General features: G+C 71.3%; 19 protein-coding genes. 9 read left to right on the top strand and 10 right to left on the bottom strand.

The features are described from left to right. Nucleotides 1-91: 91 nt before the first annotated feature. On the top strand, nt 92-1507 hold the full coding sequence (locus ACHAAC_RS16925) for an aspartate ammonia-lyase (RefSeq protein WP_435717491.1): 1416 nt from the start codon (nt 92-94) through the stop codon (nt 1505-1507). Between the two features lie 6 nt (nt 1508-1513). On the opposite strand, the gene ACHAAC_RS16930 is transcribed toward ACHAAC_RS16925, so the two are convergent. After that, nucleotides 1514-2206 carry a hypothetical protein gene (locus tag ACHAAC_RS16930; RefSeq protein WP_435717492.1) on the bottom strand — a complete coding sequence of 231 codons (693 nt, stop codon included), beginning with the start codon at nt 2204-2206 and terminating at the stop codon, nt 1514-1516. A 163-nt stretch (nt 2207-2369) separates the two neighbouring features. On the opposite strand from ACHAAC_RS16930, the gene cimA reads away from it, so the two are divergent. Genes cimA through ACHAAC_RS16945 form a run of 3 tightly spaced genes read left to right on the top strand, consistent with a single transcriptional unit; the run spans nt 2370 to nt 5205 of the window. Further along, entirely contained in the window at nt 2370-3971 is a 1602-nt protein-coding gene (gene cimA, locus ACHAAC_RS16935; protein ID WP_435717493.1) for a citramalate synthase, read from the top strand. Nucleotides 3972-3981: 10 nt separating this feature from the next. Further along, nucleotides 3982-4743 carry a hypothetical protein gene (locus ACHAAC_RS16940; protein ID WP_435717494.1) on the top strand — a complete coding sequence of 254 codons (762 nt, stop codon included), beginning with the start codon at nt 3982-3984 and terminating at the stop codon, nt 4741-4743. 18 nt (nt 4744-4761) lie between these two features. Beyond that, nucleotides 4762-5205, top strand: coding sequence for a hypothetical protein (locus tag ACHAAC_RS16945; RefSeq protein ID WP_435717495.1), 444 nt, complete (start codon nt 4762-4764; stop codon nt 5203-5205). A 5-nt stretch (nt 5206-5210) separates the two neighbouring features. Here the strand turns inward: ACHAAC_RS16945 and ACHAAC_RS16950 are convergent, their stop codons facing one another. The 6 genes from ACHAAC_RS16950 to ACHAAC_RS16975 are packed head-to-tail and all read right to left on the bottom strand — an operon-like array spanning nt 5211 to nt 9477. After that, entirely contained in the window at nt 5211-5645 is a 435-nt protein-coding gene (locus tag ACHAAC_RS16950) for a GNAT family N-acetyltransferase (protein ID WP_435717496.1), read from the bottom strand. Beyond that, nucleotides 5642-6520 carry a 3-methyladenine DNA glycosylase gene (locus ACHAAC_RS16955; RefSeq protein WP_435717497.1) on the bottom strand — a complete coding sequence of 293 codons (879 nt, stop codon included), beginning with the start codon at nt 6518-6520 and terminating at the stop codon, nt 5642-5644. The genes ACHAAC_RS16950 and ACHAAC_RS16955 overlap by 4 nt, the downstream gene beginning before the upstream one ends. Beyond that, the gene (locus ACHAAC_RS16960; RefSeq protein ID WP_435717498.1) at nt 6520-6909 is read right to left on the bottom strand and encodes a Fur family transcriptional regulator; all 390 of its coding nucleotides are present in this window, start codon (nt 6907-6909) and stop codon (nt 6520-6522) included. Before ACHAAC_RS16960 ends, ACHAAC_RS16955 begins: the two co-directional genes overlap by 1 nt. A 17-nt stretch (nt 6910-6926) precedes the next feature. Then, entirely contained in the window at nt 6927-7763 is an 837-nt protein-coding gene (locus ACHAAC_RS16965; RefSeq protein ID WP_435717499.1) for a metal ABC transporter permease, read from the bottom strand. Beyond that, nucleotides 7763-8524 carry a metal ABC transporter ATP-binding protein gene (locus tag ACHAAC_RS16970; protein ID WP_435717500.1) on the bottom strand — a complete coding sequence of 254 codons (762 nt, stop codon included), beginning with the start codon at nt 8522-8524 and terminating at the stop codon, nt 7763-7765. Before ACHAAC_RS16970 ends, ACHAAC_RS16965 begins: the two co-directional genes overlap by 1 nt. Further along, nucleotides 8521-9477 carry a metal ABC transporter substrate-binding protein gene (locus ACHAAC_RS16975; protein ID WP_435717501.1) on the bottom strand — a complete coding sequence of 319 codons (957 nt, stop codon included), beginning with the start codon at nt 9475-9477 and terminating at the stop codon, nt 8521-8523. Before ACHAAC_RS16975 ends, ACHAAC_RS16970 begins: the two co-directional genes overlap by 4 nt. A 130-nt stretch (nt 9478-9607) precedes the next feature. Here ACHAAC_RS16975 and ACHAAC_RS16980 point away from each other — a divergent pair, with 130 nt between their 5' ends. Both ACHAAC_RS16980 and dusB read left to right on the top strand, forming a co-directional pair. Beyond that, entirely contained in the window at nt 9608-10180 is a 573-nt protein-coding gene (locus ACHAAC_RS16980; RefSeq protein ID WP_435717502.1) for a hypothetical protein, read from the top strand. Nucleotides 10181-10227: 47 nt separating this feature from the next. Beyond that, a complete protein-coding gene (gene dusB / locus ACHAAC_RS16985) occupies nt 10228-11376 on the top strand; it encodes a tRNA dihydrouridine synthase DusB (protein ID WP_435717503.1) in 1149 nt (382 codons plus the stop codon). A gap of 18 nt (nt 11377-11394) precedes the next feature. Here the strand turns inward: dusB and ACHAAC_RS16990 are convergent, their stop codons facing one another. Continuing rightward, nucleotides 11395-12759 carry a PH domain-containing protein gene (locus ACHAAC_RS16990; RefSeq protein WP_435717504.1) on the bottom strand — a complete coding sequence of 455 codons (1365 nt, stop codon included), beginning with the start codon at nt 12757-12759 and terminating at the stop codon, nt 11395-11397. A 1-nt stretch (nt 12760) separates the two neighbouring features. Then, complete coding sequence (locus ACHAAC_RS16995; RefSeq protein WP_435717505.1) at nt 12761-13261, bottom strand: PH domain-containing protein; 501 nt, start codon at nt 13259-13261, stop codon at nt 12761-12763. Nucleotides 13262-13375: 114 nt separating this feature from the next. On the opposite strand from ACHAAC_RS16995, the gene ACHAAC_RS17000 reads away from it, so the two are divergent. From ACHAAC_RS17000 to ACHAAC_RS17010, 3 genes are all read left to right on the top strand, one after another. Then, nucleotides 13376-13570: a hypothetical protein gene (locus tag ACHAAC_RS17000; protein ID WP_435717506.1), complete on the top strand. Its 195-nt coding sequence runs from the start codon at nt 13376-13378 to the stop codon at nt 13568-13570. Nucleotides 13571-13690: 120 nt separating this feature from the next. Further along, nucleotides 13691-17278 carry a chromosome segregation protein SMC gene (gene smc, locus ACHAAC_RS17005; RefSeq protein WP_435717507.1) on the top strand — a complete coding sequence of 1196 codons (3588 nt, stop codon included), beginning with the start codon at nt 13691-13693 and terminating at the stop codon, nt 17276-17278. Then, nucleotides 17275-17718 (top strand): acyl-CoA thioesterase, encoded by a 444-nt coding sequence (locus tag ACHAAC_RS17010; protein WP_435717508.1) that lies wholly within the window; start codon nt 17275-17277, stop codon nt 17716-17718. The genes smc and ACHAAC_RS17010 overlap by 4 nt, the downstream gene beginning before the upstream one ends. On the opposite strand, the gene ACHAAC_RS17015 is transcribed toward ACHAAC_RS17010, so the two are convergent. Further along, nucleotides 17643-18409 (bottom strand): HNH endonuclease signature motif containing protein (locus ACHAAC_RS17015; RefSeq protein WP_435717510.1); only part of this gene is annotated, 767 nt, incomplete at its 5' end. The two genes, ACHAAC_RS17010 and ACHAAC_RS17015, sit on opposite strands and share 76 nt — an antisense overlap.

Raw genomic sequence — 18409 nt, forward strand, 5'->3', positions numbered from 1 at the left:
ATGGCTGTGACCTGACTCACGTCCGGCGATCCCGGGCGCGTCCACCTGCCGGACCTCGACCCACGGTCCCACGCTCCAGAAAGGCGCCCGCATGAACGCTGCCGACCATCCCCACCGCACCGAGCACGACCTGATCGGGTTCCGCGACGTGCCGGCCGAGGCCTACTGGGGCATCCACACACTGCGTGCCCGGGAGAACTTCCCGATCAGCGGGGTGACGATCGGCGACAGCCCCTACCTCGTGGAGGCGCTGGCGTGCGTCAAGCAGGCCGCGGCACGGACCAACCACCAGCTCGGCATGCTCGACGACGAGCGCTTCCGTGCGATCGAGCAGGCGTGCGAGGAGATCCGGGCCGGCTCGCTGCACGAGGAGTTCGTCGTCGACGTCATGCAGGGCGGCGCCGGCACGTCCACCAACATGAACGCCAACGAGGTCATCGCCAACCGGGCCCTGGAGATCCTCGGACGGCCCCGGGGCGACTACGCCCACCTGCACCCCAACGAGCACGTGAACCTCAGCCAGTCCACCAACGACGTCTACCCGACGGCCATCAAGATCGCCATCATCAAGTCCACGCACTCCCTGCTCGACGCGATGGAGGTGCTGCAGGCCTCGTGCGCGGCGAAGGCCGAGGAGTTCCGCGGGGTGCTCAAGATGGGGCGCACCCAGCTGCAGGACGCCGTGCCGATGACGCTCGGGCAGGAGTTCAACACCTACGCCGTCATGCTCGGCGAGGACCGGATGCGACTGAGCGAGTCCGTGGCGATGCTGCACGAGATCAATCTCGGCGCCACGGCGATCGGTACCCAGCTCAACGCGCCCGTGGGCTACGTCCCGGTCGCCTGCGAGCACCTCGCCCATCTCACGGGCCTGCCGCTGGAGAGCGCCGTCGACCTCATCGAGGCCACGCAGGACTGTGGCGCCTTCGTGCAGCTGTCCGGGACGCTCAAGCGCGTGGCGGTCAAGATCGGCAAGATCTGCAACGACCTGCGGCTGCTGTCCTCCGGCCCCCGCGCGGGGCTCAACGAGATCAACCTGCCTGCCGTGCAGGCGGGCTCGAGCATCATGCCGGGCAAGGTCAACCCGGTGATCCCCGAGGTCGTCAACCAGGTCGCCTTCCAGGTCATCGGGATGGACGTGACGGTCACGATGGCGGCCGAGGGCGGGCAGCTGCAGCTGAACGCCTTCGAGCCGGTGATCTGCTACTCCCTCTCGGTCGGCACGTACCGCCTGAGGGAGGCGATGCTCGTGCTGGCGCGGCGATGCATCGACGGCATCACGGCGAACGAGGAGCTGCTGCGCCTGGAGGTGGAGAACTCCATCGGCCTGGTGACGGCACTGAACCCGTTCATCGGCTACGCGGCCGCCACGGAGGTGGCCAAGGAGGCGCTCGCGACGGGCCGGGGAGTGGCCGAGCTGGTGCTCGAGCGCAAGCTGCTCCCGCCGGAGCAGCTCGCTGCCATCCTGCAGCCGGAGGTCCTGGCGAACCTGGCCCCCCGGCCCTGAGCAGCCTCAGCCGAAGAGCGTCGTCGTCGGGTCGGCCTCCAGCGTGACGTTCAAGGTCGTGGTCTCGGCGTCGTAGGAGATCAGCACCGGCAGGGCCGGCTCGGTGGGGGTCTGCTCGGCCTGGGGGTCGCCCAGGCCGTGGGCGATGTCGCGCAGCGTGACGGCGGCAGGCCCCACGGGGTCGTGGTGCGGCCACTCGGCGATGAGCCGGTGGGCCAGGCCGGCCACGACCGCGCCGACGGCGGGATGGCTGGCTGCGTCGACACCGGTCACCCGGACCTCGGGCAGACCGAACTGGACCAGGCCGTCGGTCTGGACCACGCCGTCCAGGATCGTGGCGGCGTCGAGCACGTACCACTGGGTCGAGTGCGCGAGGGAGACGTCCTCCGCAGCGGCCTCCAGGACGCGGGGGACCGTCAGGTCCACCACGACGCCCTCGTGCTGCTCGGCCAGGCGCAGCACGTCCTCGCGCATGTCCCGGGCGTGCTGGGCAGCACGCTCCACCGGCACACGCGCGTGCACCACGTGCTGGTGCGAGCACTGGGCGAGCCGCGTGATCGCGGCGTCGGAGGTGCCGTGGTGACGCAGCAGCGCGGCGTGCGGCAGGGGGAGGGTGTCGTCGCTGCCGATCGGTGCGGGCGTCATCACGGCGTACATCGCCTCGCACGTCCGCGGGACGGGCACGGGTCTGGTGCTCATAGGCCGCTCAGTCTAGGATGGGTCCCGTGCAGCACCTCTCGATCATCATTGTCAGGCGCGCCGGGCTCTAGTTCATCCTCTGCCCGACGCGCTGCCTCCCATGAACTGGGGGGCTTTTTTGTTGGGAGGACCCACCGCAGCACCCCACAGACAGGACGACACCGTGATCACCGACGCCTTCCACGTCTACGACACGACGATGCGCGACGGCGCGCAGCAGGAGGGACTCAACCTCTCCGTGCAGGACAAGATGCACATCGCCCGGCACCTCGACGAGCTCGGGGTCGGCTTCATCGAGGGCGGGTGGCCGGGATCCAACCCCAAGGACACCGAGTTCTTCGCCCTCGCCGCCAAGGAGCTGCAGCTCGAGAACGCCCAGCTCGCGGCCTTCGGAGCGACCCGTCGGGCGAACGTGGCGGCTGCTGACGACCCGCTGGTGGCCGCCCTGCGCGACTCCGGGGCCCCCGTGGTGACGCTGGTAGCCAAGAGCCATGACCGGCACGTCGAGCTCGCCCTGCGCACGACGCTGCAGGAGAACCTCGCCATGGTGCGTGACACCGTCGAGCACCTCACCCGCGAGGGCCAGCGGGTCTTCCTGGACTGCGAGCACTTCTTCGACGGCTACCGGGCCAACCGCGACTACGCGCTGGAGGTCGTGCGGACCGCCGCACAGGCGGGCGCCGACGTCGTCGTGCTGTGTGACACCAACGGCGGCATGCTCCCGCACCAGGTGGGAGAAGTGGTCACGGATGCCCTCGACACCGGGGCTCGGCTGGGCATCCATGCCCACAACGACACCGGCTGCGCCGTCGCCAACTCCATGTCGGCGGTGCTGGCCGGGGCCACCCACCTGCAGGGCTGCATCAACGGCTACGGCGAGCGGACCGGCAACGCCGACCTCGTGACGTCGATCGCCAACCTCGAGCTCAAGCTGGGGCGGCAGGTCCTGCCCGAGGGGGCGCTCGCTGAGTCCTCACGGATCGCGCACGCGGTCGCGGAGATCACCAACTACCCGCCCTCGGCCCGCCAGCCCTACACCGGGGTGTCCTCCTTCGCCCACAAGGCGGGGCTGCACGCCAGCGCCATCCGCGTCGATCCCGACCTCTATCAGCACATCGACCCCGCCCTCGTCGGCAACGACATGCGCCTGCTGGTCTCGGAGATGGCCGGACGGGCCACGATCGAGCTCAAGGGCAAGGAGCTCGGCTACGACCTCGCCGACGACGCCGAGCGCCTGGCCCGCGTCACCGACCGGGTCAAGTCCATGGAGCAGCAGGGCTACACCTTCGAGGCCGCCGACGCCTCCTTCGAGCTGCTGCTGGCCGAGGAGATGGAGGGCGCCCGGCCGAGCTTCTTCGCCGTGGAGTCCTGGCGGGTGCTGGCCGAGTCCGACGCCCGCGGAGCCGGTGCCGACCTCCCGACGGCGGAGGCCACCGTCAAGCTGCGCGCCGCCGGTCAGCGTCTCGCCGTGATCGGGGAGGGCAACGGTCCTGTCAACGCTCTCGACCACGCCCTGCGCCAGGCGATCGAGCAGGTGTACCCCGATGTCGCGCGCTTCCACCTGATCGACTTCCGGGTGCGCATCCTGGACCAGGGACACGGCACCGACGCCGTCACACGCGTCCTCATCGAGACCTCCGACGGCAAGGACTCCTGGGTGACGGTCGGCGTGGGGGCCAACATCATCGAGGCCTCCTGGGAGGCTCTCGTCGATGCCCTCACCTATGGGTTGCGCCGTCACGACATCGCACCCGCGACGGCATGAGCCCCCGGCCATGACCAGGGCGCGGCTGCTCCTGCTCGTCGTCCTGCCGACGCTGCTCATCGGCCTGGGCGTCGGTGCGCTCCTGCTGATCGGTGAGATGGACCGCCGTGAGCAGGTGCGCACTGCGGACGCGGCGGCAGCGGAGTACGCCCAGCAGATGGAGGTCTTCCGCGAGGGCCTTGCCCAGGACGTCGGGCCGGAGGCTCTGGCGGACCCGGTCGGCGTCGGGGACGTGGTGGCCGAGGCCGCCGAGGACCTGCCCGAGCTCGAGCCCGTCAGCGAGTACGGCGAGGCGAGCTCGTCGACCTACCAGTCCGCCCGCGACGCCCGCGGGCAGACGCAGGAGGCGCTGGAGGAGGTCCAGCAGACCGTGGAGCGCGGCATCGAGGCCGAGCGGTTCGCCGACGCCGCCGAGGGCGCCCTGGCCGTCGACCCGAACTCCTTCGTCACCGAGCAGACCCTGCCCAACGGGAGCCCCGTGCGTGAACGGGTCATCCCTCCGCTGCGTAGCACGCTCGCCGAGGTCGAGTCCCTGGAGACGCCCGAGGGCGCGCAGGAGGCACGGCGCGCCGTGGTCGATGCCCTGCAGTTCGTCATCGACGAGGCGACGACGTTGGCCGCCGAGCTCGACGCCGGTCGCAGCTACCAGTTCGAGTTCGGCACCCGGTACGGCGAGGCGGGTGCCGCAGTGACGGCCTACCGAGGCCAGGCCTTGGGCGACCTGCGGGAGGCGTTCGACCGGCTCGTCGGTGAGCCTGCCGCCTCCGTCTGATCGCCCTACGGTGGGGGCATGGACCACGATCAGCCAGCCCAGCGTCACCGCCGACCGGAGGGCGTCGATGACGCGACCGTGTCCGCGGTCGGCAAGGTCAGCGAGGCCCTGGAGGTGGTGGAGCAGGCGCGAGGCATGCTCTACGGCTTCCACCGCTTGTGCGGCACGGCCGACCTGACCCTCGGCGAGGCGGTCGACGAGCTGCGGGAGGCCGGTCACGACGAGCTGGCCGACTCCATCGCCACCGAGCTCGTCGGCCGCAACATCCTGGCCGGGCGGTGGAGCTTCCAGGTGGTCGAGGAGTACGACGAGGGCTACTACGCCGCGTTCTGCTCCACCGAGCAGGGGGTGCGTGAGCAGCTGGTGCAGGGCCGCCCGCACCTGTACGAGGCGGAGATGAAGGAGGACCGGCGCACCCACGGGGCGCCCCACCACGAGGCGGCGCCGACGTCCGGGCCCTGATGGCCCTAGGCCGGGTCGCGCCGCATCGGGACGTGCTCGATGCCTGCCTCCCGGTAGTTGTCGCCGTCGCGGCGGAACCCGAAGGATTCGTACCAGTCGTGCAGGTAGGCCTGGGCACCGAGCTGGATCTCCGCATCGCCCCAGCGCTCGAGCACGGACTCCAGCAGCCGGCTGGACAGGCCCTGGCCGCGCGCGTCTCTGCGAGTGGCCACTCGGCCGATCTTTCGGACGCCCCCGTCCGTGGTGAAGGTGCGCAGGTAGCTGGTGAGGCCGTCGTCGTCGGCCAGCCACAGGTGCGAGCACGTCGAGAGCAGGTCGATGCCGTCGACGTCGGGCTCGTCGCACTTCTGCTCCACGGCGAAGACGGCGTCGCGGATCCGCCAGATCTCGTAGACCTCGCGGGCGGACAGCTGGTCCCCGGGACGCTCGACTGGAGTCACGTCGGCAGGCTAGCCGATGCATCGGCGGTGGGCAGCAGGTCCTCGCACAGCGCGAGCAGCCGACGCCGCAGTTGCTGGGCGCGCTCGGTGAAGGCCCGTTGGCGTCGGACGTACTCGGCCTTGCCCTGGGCCGTCTCGATGCGCACGGGCTCGATGTCCAGCGAGCCGAGGTCGTACGGGGAGGCCGCCATGTCCGTGTGCCGGATGTCCCTGGCGAGCTCGAAGGCGTCCAGCACGATGCCGGCCTCGACGAAGGGCAGCATCCGAAAGGCGATCCGGTACAGGTCCATGCCCGCGTGCAGGCAGCCCGGTTGCTCTCGGTCGAGCTGGTCGGAGCGGTGGAGCTGGTCCTCGTTGAGCGGCTGGGCGCGTGAGGTGAAGAAGCGGAAGGCGTCGACATGGGTGCAGGCCAGGCGGTGGGAGTCGACGACGTCGGCGGTGCCCTCCGGCCCCAGGCGCAGTGGCAGCTGGGGGTGGCGCACCGTGTCGGTGCGGTAGACCATCGCCCACTCGTGCAGCCCGAAGCACCCCAGGGCGGCCGGACGCTGGAGCGTGCGATTCAACAGGTCACGAGTCCAGGCGAGCCCGGGCCGACGCCGTGGGAGCCGGGCGGGGTCGGCGGTGCTCACCCCGTCGGCGGTCACGTAGCTGGCGAGCGAGGCGTGCTCGGGAGCGTCGAGGAGCCCGACGCCCAGTCCGGGGTGCCACCGTTCCAGGCGGCCGGGGGAGAGGTTGTAGTACTCGAAGAGGAAGTCCTCGACGGGATGGTCCACGCCGAGCTCGGACCGCTGCAGATGGGGCGTGGTCCAGCGACGGGCGCGGGCCCGGTGCTCCTCGACGCGCGGCAGCCACTCCTCGCGGCGCAGGACGCGCATCAGGGTGTGCAGGTGCGGCAGACGCCGAAGATCTCCAAGGTGTGAGCCACGTCGGTGAACCCGTGCTCCTGGGCCATCATGTCCGCCCAGCGCTCGACCGTGGGCCCCTCGACCTCCACCGTGCGTCCGCACGTGCGGCACACGAGGTGGTGGTGGTGGCCGGCGCTGCAGGCGCGGTAGAGGACCTCGCCGTCGTCGCTGCGCAGCGCATCGACCTCGGCGGCGTCCACGAGCGCCTGCAGGTTGCGGTAGACCGTGGACAGCCCGACCTTCTCGCCGCGGTGCAGGAGCTTGTCGTGGATCTCCTGGGCGCTGACGAAGGCCTCCAGCTCGTCCAGGATCGACCGGACCGCCCGACGCTGCCGGGTGTTGCGCACGATCTCGACCACGGTTGCTCCTCCTGTCCTCACGGCGAGGATACGTGCCGGGTCCGCCGACCCATGGACCCCGTCACGAGTCGGGCCAGTGCGGCGACGGCGAACACGCCCAGCGTGAGCAGCACGATCGTCGGTCCGGGCTGCACGTCGCTCTCATAGCTCACCACGACCCCGGCGACCGCGGTGAGCAGCCCGATGGCCATGGCCAGGAGGTGGGTGGCCCGGAAGCTGCGGGCCACCTGCTGGGCCGCGGCGACCGGCACGACCATGAGGGCGGAGACCAGCAGCAGGCCGACGGTGCGCATCGCGACGGTGATGGTGACGGCGGCGAGCACGGCGATCAGCAGCCCGTACCAGCGCACCGGCACGCCGCTGACGCGTGCGTGCTCCTCGTCCTGGCACACCGCGAACAGCTGGGGCCCGAGCAGGAGCGAGGTGGCCACGACGACGACGCCGAGCACGGCGACGATCCACACCTCGGAGGAGTCCACCGTCGTGATCGCACCGAAGAGGTACTGGTTGAGCACGGCGGCACCCTCGCCGGCCAGGTTCACCAGCAGGACGCCACCGGCGATGCCGCCGTAGAAGAGCATGGCGAGGGCGAGGTCCCCACTGGTGCGGGTGAAGGAGCGCAGCACCTCGATGAGGGCGGCGCCCAGCGCGGCCACGACGAGCGCGGTCAGGATCGGGGTCGTGCCGGTCAGCAGCCCGAGAGCCACTCCGGTGAGGGCGACGTGGCCCAGCCCGTCACCGAGCAGGGCGAGTCGTCGCTGGACGAGGTAGGTGCCGATGGCGGGGGCGGAGAGGCCGGTGAACACGGCAGCCACGAGGGCGAGCCGCATGAACTCGTAGTCGAGCAGTCCCATCAGGGCCACACCCCTTCGCTCGGGAGCGGCGCGAGCCGGTCCGGCGCACCGCTGTGCAGATGGGTGTGCTCGTGCTCGTGGTCGGCGACGGCGTCGGGCTTGCCGTCCTGGGTGATGCGTCCGTCGGTCATCACGACGGCGCGGTCGAGCAGCGGACGCATCGGGCCGAGCTCGTGGGCCACGAGCAGCACCGCAGTCCCCTCGGCGGCGAGCGCACCGAGCAGGCCTGCCAAGACCTCGGCGTTCTCCCGGTCCACCCCTGCCATCGGCTCGTCCATGACGAGCAGCTCCGGGGCGCCGGCGAGCGCCCGCGCGATGTGCACGCGCTGTTGCTGACCTCCGGAGAGCTCCACCAGCGGGGACGTGGCCCGACTGCCGAGCCCGACGGCGTCGATGGCGTCCGCGACGGCAGATCGATCACGAGCACGCGGCAGGCCGGCGAGCCGGCGCCGCGACAGGCGCCCGCTGGCCACGACCTCGCTCACGGTGGCGGGGACGCCGGCGACCGTGGCCGCTCGCTGGGGCACGTAGCCGAGTCGGGCCCGATCGCGGAAGCGCTCCAGGGGCACGCCGAAGAGCTGGATGGAGCCGGTGAAGGGTGTCAGGCCGACGGCGCTGCGCACGAGGGTCGACTTGCCCGAGCCGTTGGCCCCCAGGAGGGCGACGAACTCGCCGGCACCGACGGTCAGCGACACGTCCTCGAGCACGCCGCGACCGCCCAGCTCGACGTCGAGGTGGGCGATCGCGAGGGCAGGGCTCACGAACAGCTGTTCGCGGTGCTGATGGCCGCGAGGTTCTGACGCATGAGTGAAAGGTAGTCCTCGTCGGTGGTCTCGTCGCTCAGGCCCTCCAACGGGTCCAGCACGGCGGTCTCCACACCGGCCTCCCGGGCGACCGTGTCGGCGACGGCCGAGCTCACCAGCCGCTCGGTGAAGACCGTGGTGATTCCCTCGTCCTCGACGAGGTCGGACAGCGAGGCGAGCTGCGCCGCGGACGGCTCGTTGCTCGGGTCGATGCCGGCGATCGGGACCTGCTGCAGGTCGAAGGCGCGGGCGAAGTAGGCGAAGGCCGCGTGGCTCACGACGACGTCGCGGGTCTCGCAGGTCGCCAGGCCCTCCTCGAGCTCGCCGTTCAGCGCGCGCAGGTCGCTCACGAGCGCGTCGGCGTTGGCGCGAAAGACGTCGGCGTTCTCCGGGTCGGCCTCGCTGAGGGCGCGCTCGGTGCTGCGGGCGACCGTGATCATGTTGAGCGGGTCCAGCCACAGGTGCGGGTCGCCGGGGCCGTGGTCGTGGCCCTCGTGACCTTCGTCCTCGGCGTGCTCGTCGCCGTGGTCGTGATCCTCGTGGCTCTCCTCGGAGTCCTCGATGAGGTCGACGCCGGCCGCGGAGTCGACGGTCGTCGCCGGGTCACGCTCGGCCTGCTCGACGGCCTCGTCGACCGGCGTCTGGAAGCCCTTCTGGTAGACCACGACGTCGGCGTCCTGCACGGCTGCGACCTGCTGGGGGGCCAGCTCGAGGTCGTGCGCATCGACACCCGGCGCGCTGAGCACCTCGACGTCAGCGACGTCGCCGACGATCTCCTCGGCGACGAAGCCCACCGGGTAGAACGACGCCACCACCTGCAGGGAGCCGTCGTCCTGGGCGTTCGCTCCGCAGGCCACGAGAGCGGGGGACAGCGTGATGGCCGCGATGGCAGGCAGGAGGACTCGTCTCATGGGAATGATTCTCAAAGATCATGGGAACGATTGTCAAATCGTGACCGCTGTGCGCTGCGCCGCGTCGCCACCTGCTCCGGCTGGCGCGTTTCTGCGGCGCCGTGACACCCCCGTGCGCCAGAATCATCGCGTGAAGGTCGCGATGACGGCCGTCGCCGTCGCCGTCCTCCTGCTGGCCGGCTGCGGGGGCGGCGACGAGCAGGAAGAACCCGAGCCCGACGTGCCCGCGGGCTTCGACGTGCCCGAGGGCGTCACCCTGACCGAGCCCGACACGGCGCTGGACGTCGGCGCCAGCGGGACGGTCGTCATCGATCTCGGCGGCGGCGCGGCCAGCGCGACCACCGTGGAGGTCAGTGAGGTCATCAAGGGGCGCATGCGTGACTTCCGCTTCTTCTCGCTCGACGAGCAGACCAAGAAGTCCACTCCGTACTACGTCCAGGCCGCCGTGACCAACGAGGGGCCGGCCGGGCTGGGAGGAGTCTCGCTGCCGCTGCTCGCGCACACCGACGCCGACACGCTCTACCCCGCGAGCGAGCTCGTCGGCGAGTTCGAGAAGTGCCCCGATCCGACCATCCCGGAGAACTTCCTCCCCGGGGAGTCCGCGGACGTCTGCCTGATCTTCCTGGTGCCCGAGGGTGAGGGGCTGGAGACGATCGACCTGCAGCCCGGCGAGCCCGCCGACGCCGTCCGCTGGCAGCCCTGACCCGGACGGGGCGCGGGCCCTCGCCGCCTCTGCGGCACCATGGAGGGATGACCTCGACCGCCGATCCCGCCCGGCTGCAGCCGCTGCGGCTGGGGCCGCTGACGCTCGACGTCCCCGTGGTGCTCGCCCCCATGGCCGGTGTCACGAACGTGGCCTACCGGCGCCTGTGCGCCGAGCAGGGAGCCGGCCTGTACGTCTGCGAGATGATCACCTCGCGCGGGTTGGTCGAGGGTGACAGCACGAGCCTGTCGATGCTGACCTTCGCGCCCAACGAGCAGGTGCGCTCGGTCCAGCTCTACGGCATCGACCCCGCGACGGTGGGGCGTGCGGTGCGGATCCTGTGCGAGGAGCACGGTGTCGGCCACGTCGACCTCAACTTCGGCTGCCCCGTCCCCAAGATCACCCGCAGGGGTGGCGGAGCGGCACTGCCCTGGAAGGCCGCGCTGCTCGGTCGGATCCTGCAGGAGGCGGTGGCCGGGGCGGAGGGGTTCGACGTGCCGGTCACGATGAAGACCCGCAAAGGCATCGACGAGGACCACCTCACCTACCTCGACGCGGGTCACATCGCCCAGGAGAGCGGGTGTGCCGCCATCGCCCTGCACGGCAGGACCGCAGCACAGCACTACTCCGGGCAGGCCGACTGGGACGCGATCGGCGAGCTCAAGGCCGCGGTCGACATCCCCGTCCTCGGCAACGGCGACATCTGGGAGGCCGACGACGCCTTGGCCATGATGGCGGCCACGGGGTGCGACGGCGTCGTGGTGGGGCGCGGATGTCTTGGACGTCCGTGGTTGTTCGCCGACCTCGCGGCGGCGTTCGAGGGTCGCGACGAGCGCCGGCTTCCCCGACTGGGGGAGGTCGCCGACGTCATGCGCCGCCACGCCGAGCTGCTGGGTGACTGGATGGGCGAGGAGCGTGGCTGCATCGAGTTCCGCAAGCACGTCGCCTGGTACCTCAAGGGCTTCCCCGCCGGGTCCGTCGTGCGGTCGCGCCTGGGCTCGGTCTCCTCCTACGCGGCCCTCGACGCGTTGCTCGAAGGGCTGGACCCGGACGAGCCGTTCCCCGTCGCCGAGCTGGGCACTCCACGCGGCCGCCAAGGCACCCCACGCCGGGTGGCGCTGCCCGAGGGCTGGCTGGACTCGCGTGGCCTGGCGACGCTGGATGCGGAGGCCGAGGACGCCACCAGCGGCGGCTGACGAGTCAGCACCGCGCGGCTACGGCACGTCGGACACCCGTCGTCCGGGGCGGGCGTCGCGGGCATGGCGAGCGCGCACGAGCTGGGCCAGCGCGATGTCGCGCGCCGTCTCGGACTCGAGGTGGTGCCCGTCGGCGTCCACGGGGCCGTCGGGGGTGTGCACCTCGACGGTCGCGACGTCGAGCCGGCGCTGCAGAGGCCCCTGCTTGACCTCCACCGACTGGGTCTTGAGGTGCGGCACGATGTTCGTGCGGCGCTGCAGCCACCCCTGGGTCGCGACGAAGGACGCCTCGTCCACGCCGACCCAGCGGTGTCGCCAGCCGATCGGTGCGAAGGGCCAGGACCGGTGCGGCGGCGCGGTCCGGGCGATGTCGTCGGGGCGCGAGGCCAGGATGTGCTCGACCATGCCCAGGACGACGGGGCGGTCGGCCACCGGGACGAGCGTGGAGGTGACTTCACCCGACTCGTCGTCGGTGTCGTTGCCGTAGCCGGCGACGTCGACGCGCAGCCGGGCCCACCCCAGGCGCTTCCACGCCCACGGCTCCTCCACGGCCAGGCCCTGGACACGTTCCCACGGGATGGTCTGTGACGTCCGGGAGAGCAGTCCACGCTCGATGCGCAGACCCCGCTCGCCCTCGGAGACCGTCGAGTCCCACTGCGCTGCCACGCGGGTGGCCGCGATGCGGACGACGACGAGCCCGAGCGGGAGGGCGCCGCTGATGAGGGCGGTGGGTGCATCGGTGAGGAAGATCGCCGCCACGGCGACGACCAGGGCCAGCCCCGTGAGGGCGAAGTCGAGGCTCACGAGGGTGCCGAGCAGGAGCCGCGCCGGCGGGACCGTGAGCAGGGTCCGACGCTGGTCGTCGGATGCTGCCGGGGCGGTCGGGTCGTCATCGTCGGCCGACGTGACTCCGTGGGCCCGGTCCAGCAGGAGACGCCGCAGTGCGCGCGCATCGGTCAGGCGCAGGTAGCGCAGGGGAGTGCGGGAGTCCGAGCCACCGGCGGTCTCCAGGCGGAGCTCGCACAGGCCGACGAGGCGGGCCAGCAGGGGCTCGGCGATGTCGACGGACTGCAGACGCTCGTAGGGGACGCGACGCGAGGACTTCCACAGCACCCCGGACTGGACGCGGACCTCGTCGCCGTCGATGACGTAGGTGGTGAACCGCCACGAGACGTACCCGATGAGCGTCCCGATGAGGAACCCGCCCACGAGAGTGGCGACCGGCAGCACGACGAGCAGCCACCACGGCAGGTCCGGCACCTCGCCGTTCTGGAGGACCGAGAAGATGAGGCCGGCCGCTGCCGGCAGCGCCACCACCATGCCCGTCGTCACGGCGGTCAGGGGATGCGTGCGCAGGCCCACCGCCTCCGGCGGCGTCGTCACGTCAGACTCCGGCACCGTGGGCCTCCCCGAGCTCGGTCAGTCGGTTCCTCAGTCGGCGTGCCTCGTCGGCCGGGACCCCGGGGATGTCGGCCGCCGTCTCGGTGCTCGCCGTGTGCAGCGTGACCGTGGCGATGCCGAGCCGGCGGGCGATCGGTCCGGCGGAGACGTCGACGAACTGCATGCGGCCGTAGGGAACGGCGACGAGGCGGCGGAACATCACCCCGCTGGTGACGAGGAGGTCATCCTCGGCCTCGGCGTAGCCCCAGCTCCGCTGGTTGCGGCCGGCCCAGAACCACGTGAAGACGGCAACGGCCACCACGACGACCAGCAGGGCGACCAGAGCCACCCTCCACCAGGTCTCGTCGAGCAGCACGAGGGCGGCCACGAGGGCCACGAGGGTGAGGGCGAACCACGGCATGGTCACGAGGCGGCGTGCGGTGGCGAGCGTCGGGGACACCGGCGTCCAGGGCTCGTCGGCTGGGCGGAAGAGGTCGGAAGTCACACCATGAGACTAGGCGGTACCACCGTCGCTCGTGTTTGACCGGGGGGTCGGGCGGTGCGACACTGGCAGACGCAGCCATTGCTGCGATTGCCGTCATTTCTGCGGAGGACATCCATGGCCAAGGCCCTCATCGGTTATGTCGGAGGCCCCACCTCCGACCAGCTCCGTGAGTCAGCCCGACTGCGCCGCCGTGTCGCCGACCTCGAGACCGAGGTCCTGCGACTCAAGATCGAGAACGAGGGTCTGCTGAGGACCCTCGCCCAGCGCGTCGACGAGGTCGATGAGCTGCTCGAGCCGGTGGCCCACTGATCGTCGGGCCGAGATCGCCGCGGCGATCCTGACTCATCGCCCGCTCCCGGGGTCCCCCGACCCCGGCCCCGCGTCGCCTAGGGTGAGCCACGACCAGATCCGTCGCCGGAGGAGAATGCGGTGTACCTGAAGAGCCTGACGCTCCGCGGCTTCAAGTCGTTCGCCTCCTCGACGACCCTGCAGCTCGAACCGGGCATCACGTGCGTCGTCGGCCCCAACGGCTCGGGCAAGTCCAACGTCGTCGACGCCCTCTCGTGGGTCATGGGACAGCAGGGGGTCAAGTCCTTGCGCGGCGGCACGATGGAGGACGTCATCTTCGCCGGCACCGCGGGTCGGCCACCCTTGGGGCGGGCCGAGGTCGCGCTGACGATCGACAACAGCGATGGTGCCCTGCCGATCGAGTACACCGAGGTCACGATCTCGCGGACGATGTTCCGCAACGGCGGCTCGGAGTACGCCATCAACGGGAGCTCGTGCCGCCTGCTCGACGTCCAGGAGCTGCTGAGCGACTCCGGCATCGGCCGCGAGATGCACGTCATCGTCGGCCAGGGCCAGCTCGACTCCATCCTGCGCGCCACCCCGGAGGAGCGCCGCGGATTCATCGAGGAGGCCGCCGGCGTCCTGAAGCACCGCAAGCGCAAGGAGAAGGCGCTGCGGAAGCTCGACTCCACCCAGGCGAACCTGACGCGTCTGCAGGACGTCCTCACCGAGCTGCGCCGCCAGCTCAAGCCACTGGGCCGCCAGGCCGAGGTCGCCCGTCGCGCCGTGACCATCCAGGCCGATGCGCGTGACGCGCGCGCCCGCCTGCTCGCCGACGACATCGTGACGGCGCGTTCGGCGATCGCCGAGGAGCTGGCCGACGAGGCCGCCCTGAAGGAGAAGCGTGGCGCGGTCGAGCAGCAGGTGGCCGCCGAGCGGCAGCAGGAGGTGGAGCTCGAGGATGCCCTTCGTGCGGACTCCCCGGCACTCTCCGCCGCCCAGGAGACCTGGTACGGGCTCTCGGGACTGCGCGAGCGGCTGCGCGGCACGGCCGGGCTCGCCACGGAACGGATCCGGCTCGCCGCAGTCGAGTCCGACGAGCGGCAGCACGGGCGTGATCCCGAGGAGCTGGAGGCGGAGGCGGCCCGGGTCGAGGAGCAGCACGCCGCCCTGGGCCAGGCCGTGGAAGAGACCTCTGCGGCGCTGGAGCAGGTCATCGAGTCACGCACCGCGGCCGAGGCGGAGTACGGCGCCGAGGAGCGACGTGTCGCCGGCCTGCTGCGGGCCGCTGCCGACCAGCGTGAGGGACTGGCGCGGTTGCGCGGCCAGGTGGGTGGTCTGCGCAGCCGCGCGGAAGCCGCTGACGCCGAGATCGCCCGGCTCACCACCGCTCGGGACGAGGCGCAGAAGCGAGCCGACGAGGCACAGCACACCTTCACCGTCCAGGAGAACCAGATCGCCGGTCTGGATGCCGGGGAGTCGGGTCTGGACGCCGAGCACGAGTCCGCCGAGGACACCTTGGCCAAGGCCGAGGAGTCCGTGGCGGGGACGATCGCGGCCGAGCAGGAGGCCGAGCGGCGTCACGCCGCGCTGCAGGCACGTCGCGAGGCACTCGAGCTGGGGCTGGCCCGCAAGGACGGTGCCGGCGCGCTGCTTGCGGCGAGCGACGAGCTGAACGGGCTGCTCGGGTCCGTCGCCGCCCTCCTGAGCGTCCGGCCCGGGTATGAGGCCGCCGTGGCCTCGGCGCTCGGGTCGGCCGCCGACGCTGTCGCGGTCGACCACCTGGACACTGCCGTCTCCGCCATGGAGAAGCTCAAGTCGGAGGATCTCGGCCGGGCCGGGCTGCTGCTCGGAGGTGCCGACGTCGAGGGCGATGACCCCGTCGACGACTCCGGCTGGCCCGGACTGCCCGACGGCGTGACCTATGCCGTCGACGTGGTCGAGGCGCCGAAGGCCCTGCAGCCGACGTTGCGACGTCTGCTGTTCAAGACCGCTGTCGTGGCGGACCTCGACGCCGCCAAGACGCTGGTGGCCCAGGCCGGCGACGTCACCGCGGTCACGCTGGACGGCGACATGCTGGGCACACACTTCGCGTCCGGCGGGTCGACGTCGGAGCAGAGCCTGATCGAGGTGCAGTCGGCCATCGACCAGACCACGACCGACCTCGGAGAGGCCGAGCGTTCCCTGGAGACGCTGCGCTTCGACAAGCAGCGCGCCGTCGCCGCACGCGACGACGCCCGCACGCGAGCCGAGGCCGTCCTGGAGCGGCTCCACGAGTCCGACGCGGAGATGGCTGCCGTCGCCGAGCAGCTCGCGCACCTGGGGTCCACCGCCAGGTCCGCCCGGGCGGAGGCCGAGCGCCTGGCCGCGGCGATCGAGGAGGCGCAGACCGCCCACGAGCGGGATCTCAGTGGTCTGGCCGAGCTGGAGGAGCGTCTGGAGCAGGCCGAGACCGCTCCCGAGACCGAGCCGGACACGTCCGTCCTGGAAGAGCTGGCCGAGAAGGCGTCGGGCTCTCGACGCGCGGAGACCGAGGCGCGTCTCGCCCTGCGCACCAACGAGGAGCGCGCCCGGGCCCTGGAGGGTCAGGTGGCCGCTCTCGTGCAGGCCGCCGCGGAGGAGCGGGAGGCTCGCATCCGTGCACGGGAGCGGCGCGAGCGTCAGCTTCGCGAGGCCGAGACCGCGCGGGCCGTCGTTGCGGTGGGCGACGTCGTCCTCGACCGTCTCGAGGTCTCCATCGCCGCCGCTGCCGAGCAGCGGCGCGACATCGAGCAGGCTCGGACCGGACGTGAGGAGAAGCTGCGTGAGAGCCGCGCCCGGCTTCGTGACCTCACCACCGAGCTGGAGGGCCTGACGACGTCGGTGCACCGCGACGAGATGGCCCGGGCCGAGCAGCGGCTCCGCCTGGAGTCCCTGGAGGCGCGAGCCCTGGAGGAGCTGGGCATCGAGGTGGACGCACTCGTGACCGACTACGGTCCCGAGCAGCTGGTGCCCCCGCCCGCCCCGGAGGTGATGGAGGGTGAGCCGGAGGCCGACGACCAGGACGAGCCCGAGGCGCAGCCCTACGACAGGGCGAAGCAGACCAAGCGGCTCAAGGCGGCGGAGCGTTCCCTGGCGATGCTCGGCAAGGTCAACCCCCTCGCGCTTGAGGAGTTCACGGCACTGGAGGAGCGCCACCAGTTCCTCTCCGAGCAGCTCGACGACCTGCGCAAGACCCGCCAGGGTCTGCTGGACATCGTCGACGAGGTCGACGCCAGGGTCGAGCAGGTCTTCACCGAGGCGTGGCACGACGTGGAGGCGGAGTTCTCCGGCGTGTTCTCCCGCCTCTTCCCCGGGGGCGAGGGGCGACTGATCCTCACCGACCCGCAGAACATGCTGACCACGGGCATCGACGTGGAGGCCCGCCCGCCCGGCAAGAAGGTCAAGCGGCTCTCGCTGCTGTCCGGTGGTGAGCGCTCCCTCGTCGCGGTCGCGTTCCTGGTCTCGCTCTTCAAGGCCAGGCCCAGCCCGTTCTACATCCTCGATGAGGTGGAGGCCGCGCTCGACGACACCAACCTCGGGCGCCTCCTGGAGATCTACGAGGAGCTGCGGGCCAACTCCCAGCTCGTCGTCATCACCCACCAGAAGCGGACGATGGAGGTCGGGGACGCGCTCTACGGCGTCTCGATGCGTGGCGACGGCGTCTCTGCCGTCATCAGCCAGCGGCTGCGCGAGGACACCGCCTCGTGAGCTCCCCGGCCGACCAGCACCCGGGCCGGCCCCTGGCCGAGTACCCGGCGCAGTACTCGATCACGACGCGCTGGGAGGACGAGGACGTCTACGGACACGTCAACAACGTCGTCTACTACTCCTTCTTCGACACCGCCGTGAACGGTTGGCTCATCGAGGCGACCGGGACGGACATTCGACAGCTCGACAGCTACGGCATCGTCGCCGAGAGCGGGTGCCGGTTCCTGCGTGAGCTGCACTTTCCGGGCGACGTGGTGGCGGGTCTGCGCGTGGAGCGCCTGGGCACGGCGAGCATCACGTGGGAGATCGCCCTGTTCCAAGGGGATGAGGAGTCCCCGGCAGCTGTCGGGCACTTCGTGCACGTCTACGTGACGGGGCAGGACCGTTCCGTGACGAGAGTGCCGGCGCTCGTTCGTGACGTCGTCACGCCGCTCACCTGACGCGGAGGCCACTGGTCAGGCCGCGGCTCGGGCCACTGCTCGATGGGTAGGGGGTCGGGTTGGTGGCGGTGGGTGTGGCCGGTGTGGGTGGTCCACTCGGTGTCGGTGCCTCGTCGTCTGACGCTGTAGTAGCCCATGGTCTTGAGGCGGTGGGCCTGGCGATGCAGCGGTTGAAGATTGGACCCGGTGGTGGGGGCTGGCCAGGGGTCGAGGTGGTCGACGTCGCAGCGCCCTGCGGCGACGGTCGATGTCGGGAACGCGGTGGTGTGGTCGCGGAACCACAGTGCGGTGCGGATCTTCTCGGGCGCGAAGCGGCCGAGGTGGGTGGCGTCCAGGAGTCGGCCGTGGGGGTCGGTGAGGAGTCGGTGGAAGAGGGTGCCTGGTTCCAGGGCTCGTTCTCGGATGAGTGCGGCGGGGATGGAGGCGGAGCCGTCGGCCAGCTCGCCCGGGATCTGGCTCAGTCCCATCAGGGAGGTGACGGGCACGGTGATCCCGATGACGGTGCGGACGCCGCCGGTCTTCTCATCGGGGTCGGGTGAGCCGAGCAGGAGTCCGGCGAGCAGGTCGGCACAGGCCTGGTCGTGGCTGCGGGTGTCATCGTTTGGCAGGGAGCGGGCCTCGACGTCGAGTCGCTGGGTGATGGCGGTGGCGTCCAGGGTGGGCAGCAGGGCGGTGAGCCAGGACATTCCAT

Source organism: Aeromicrobium sp. CF4.19, from assembly GCF_051262555.1.
Taxonomy (GTDB): domain Bacteria; phylum Actinomycetota; class Actinomycetes; order Propionibacteriales; family Nocardioidaceae; genus Aeromicrobium.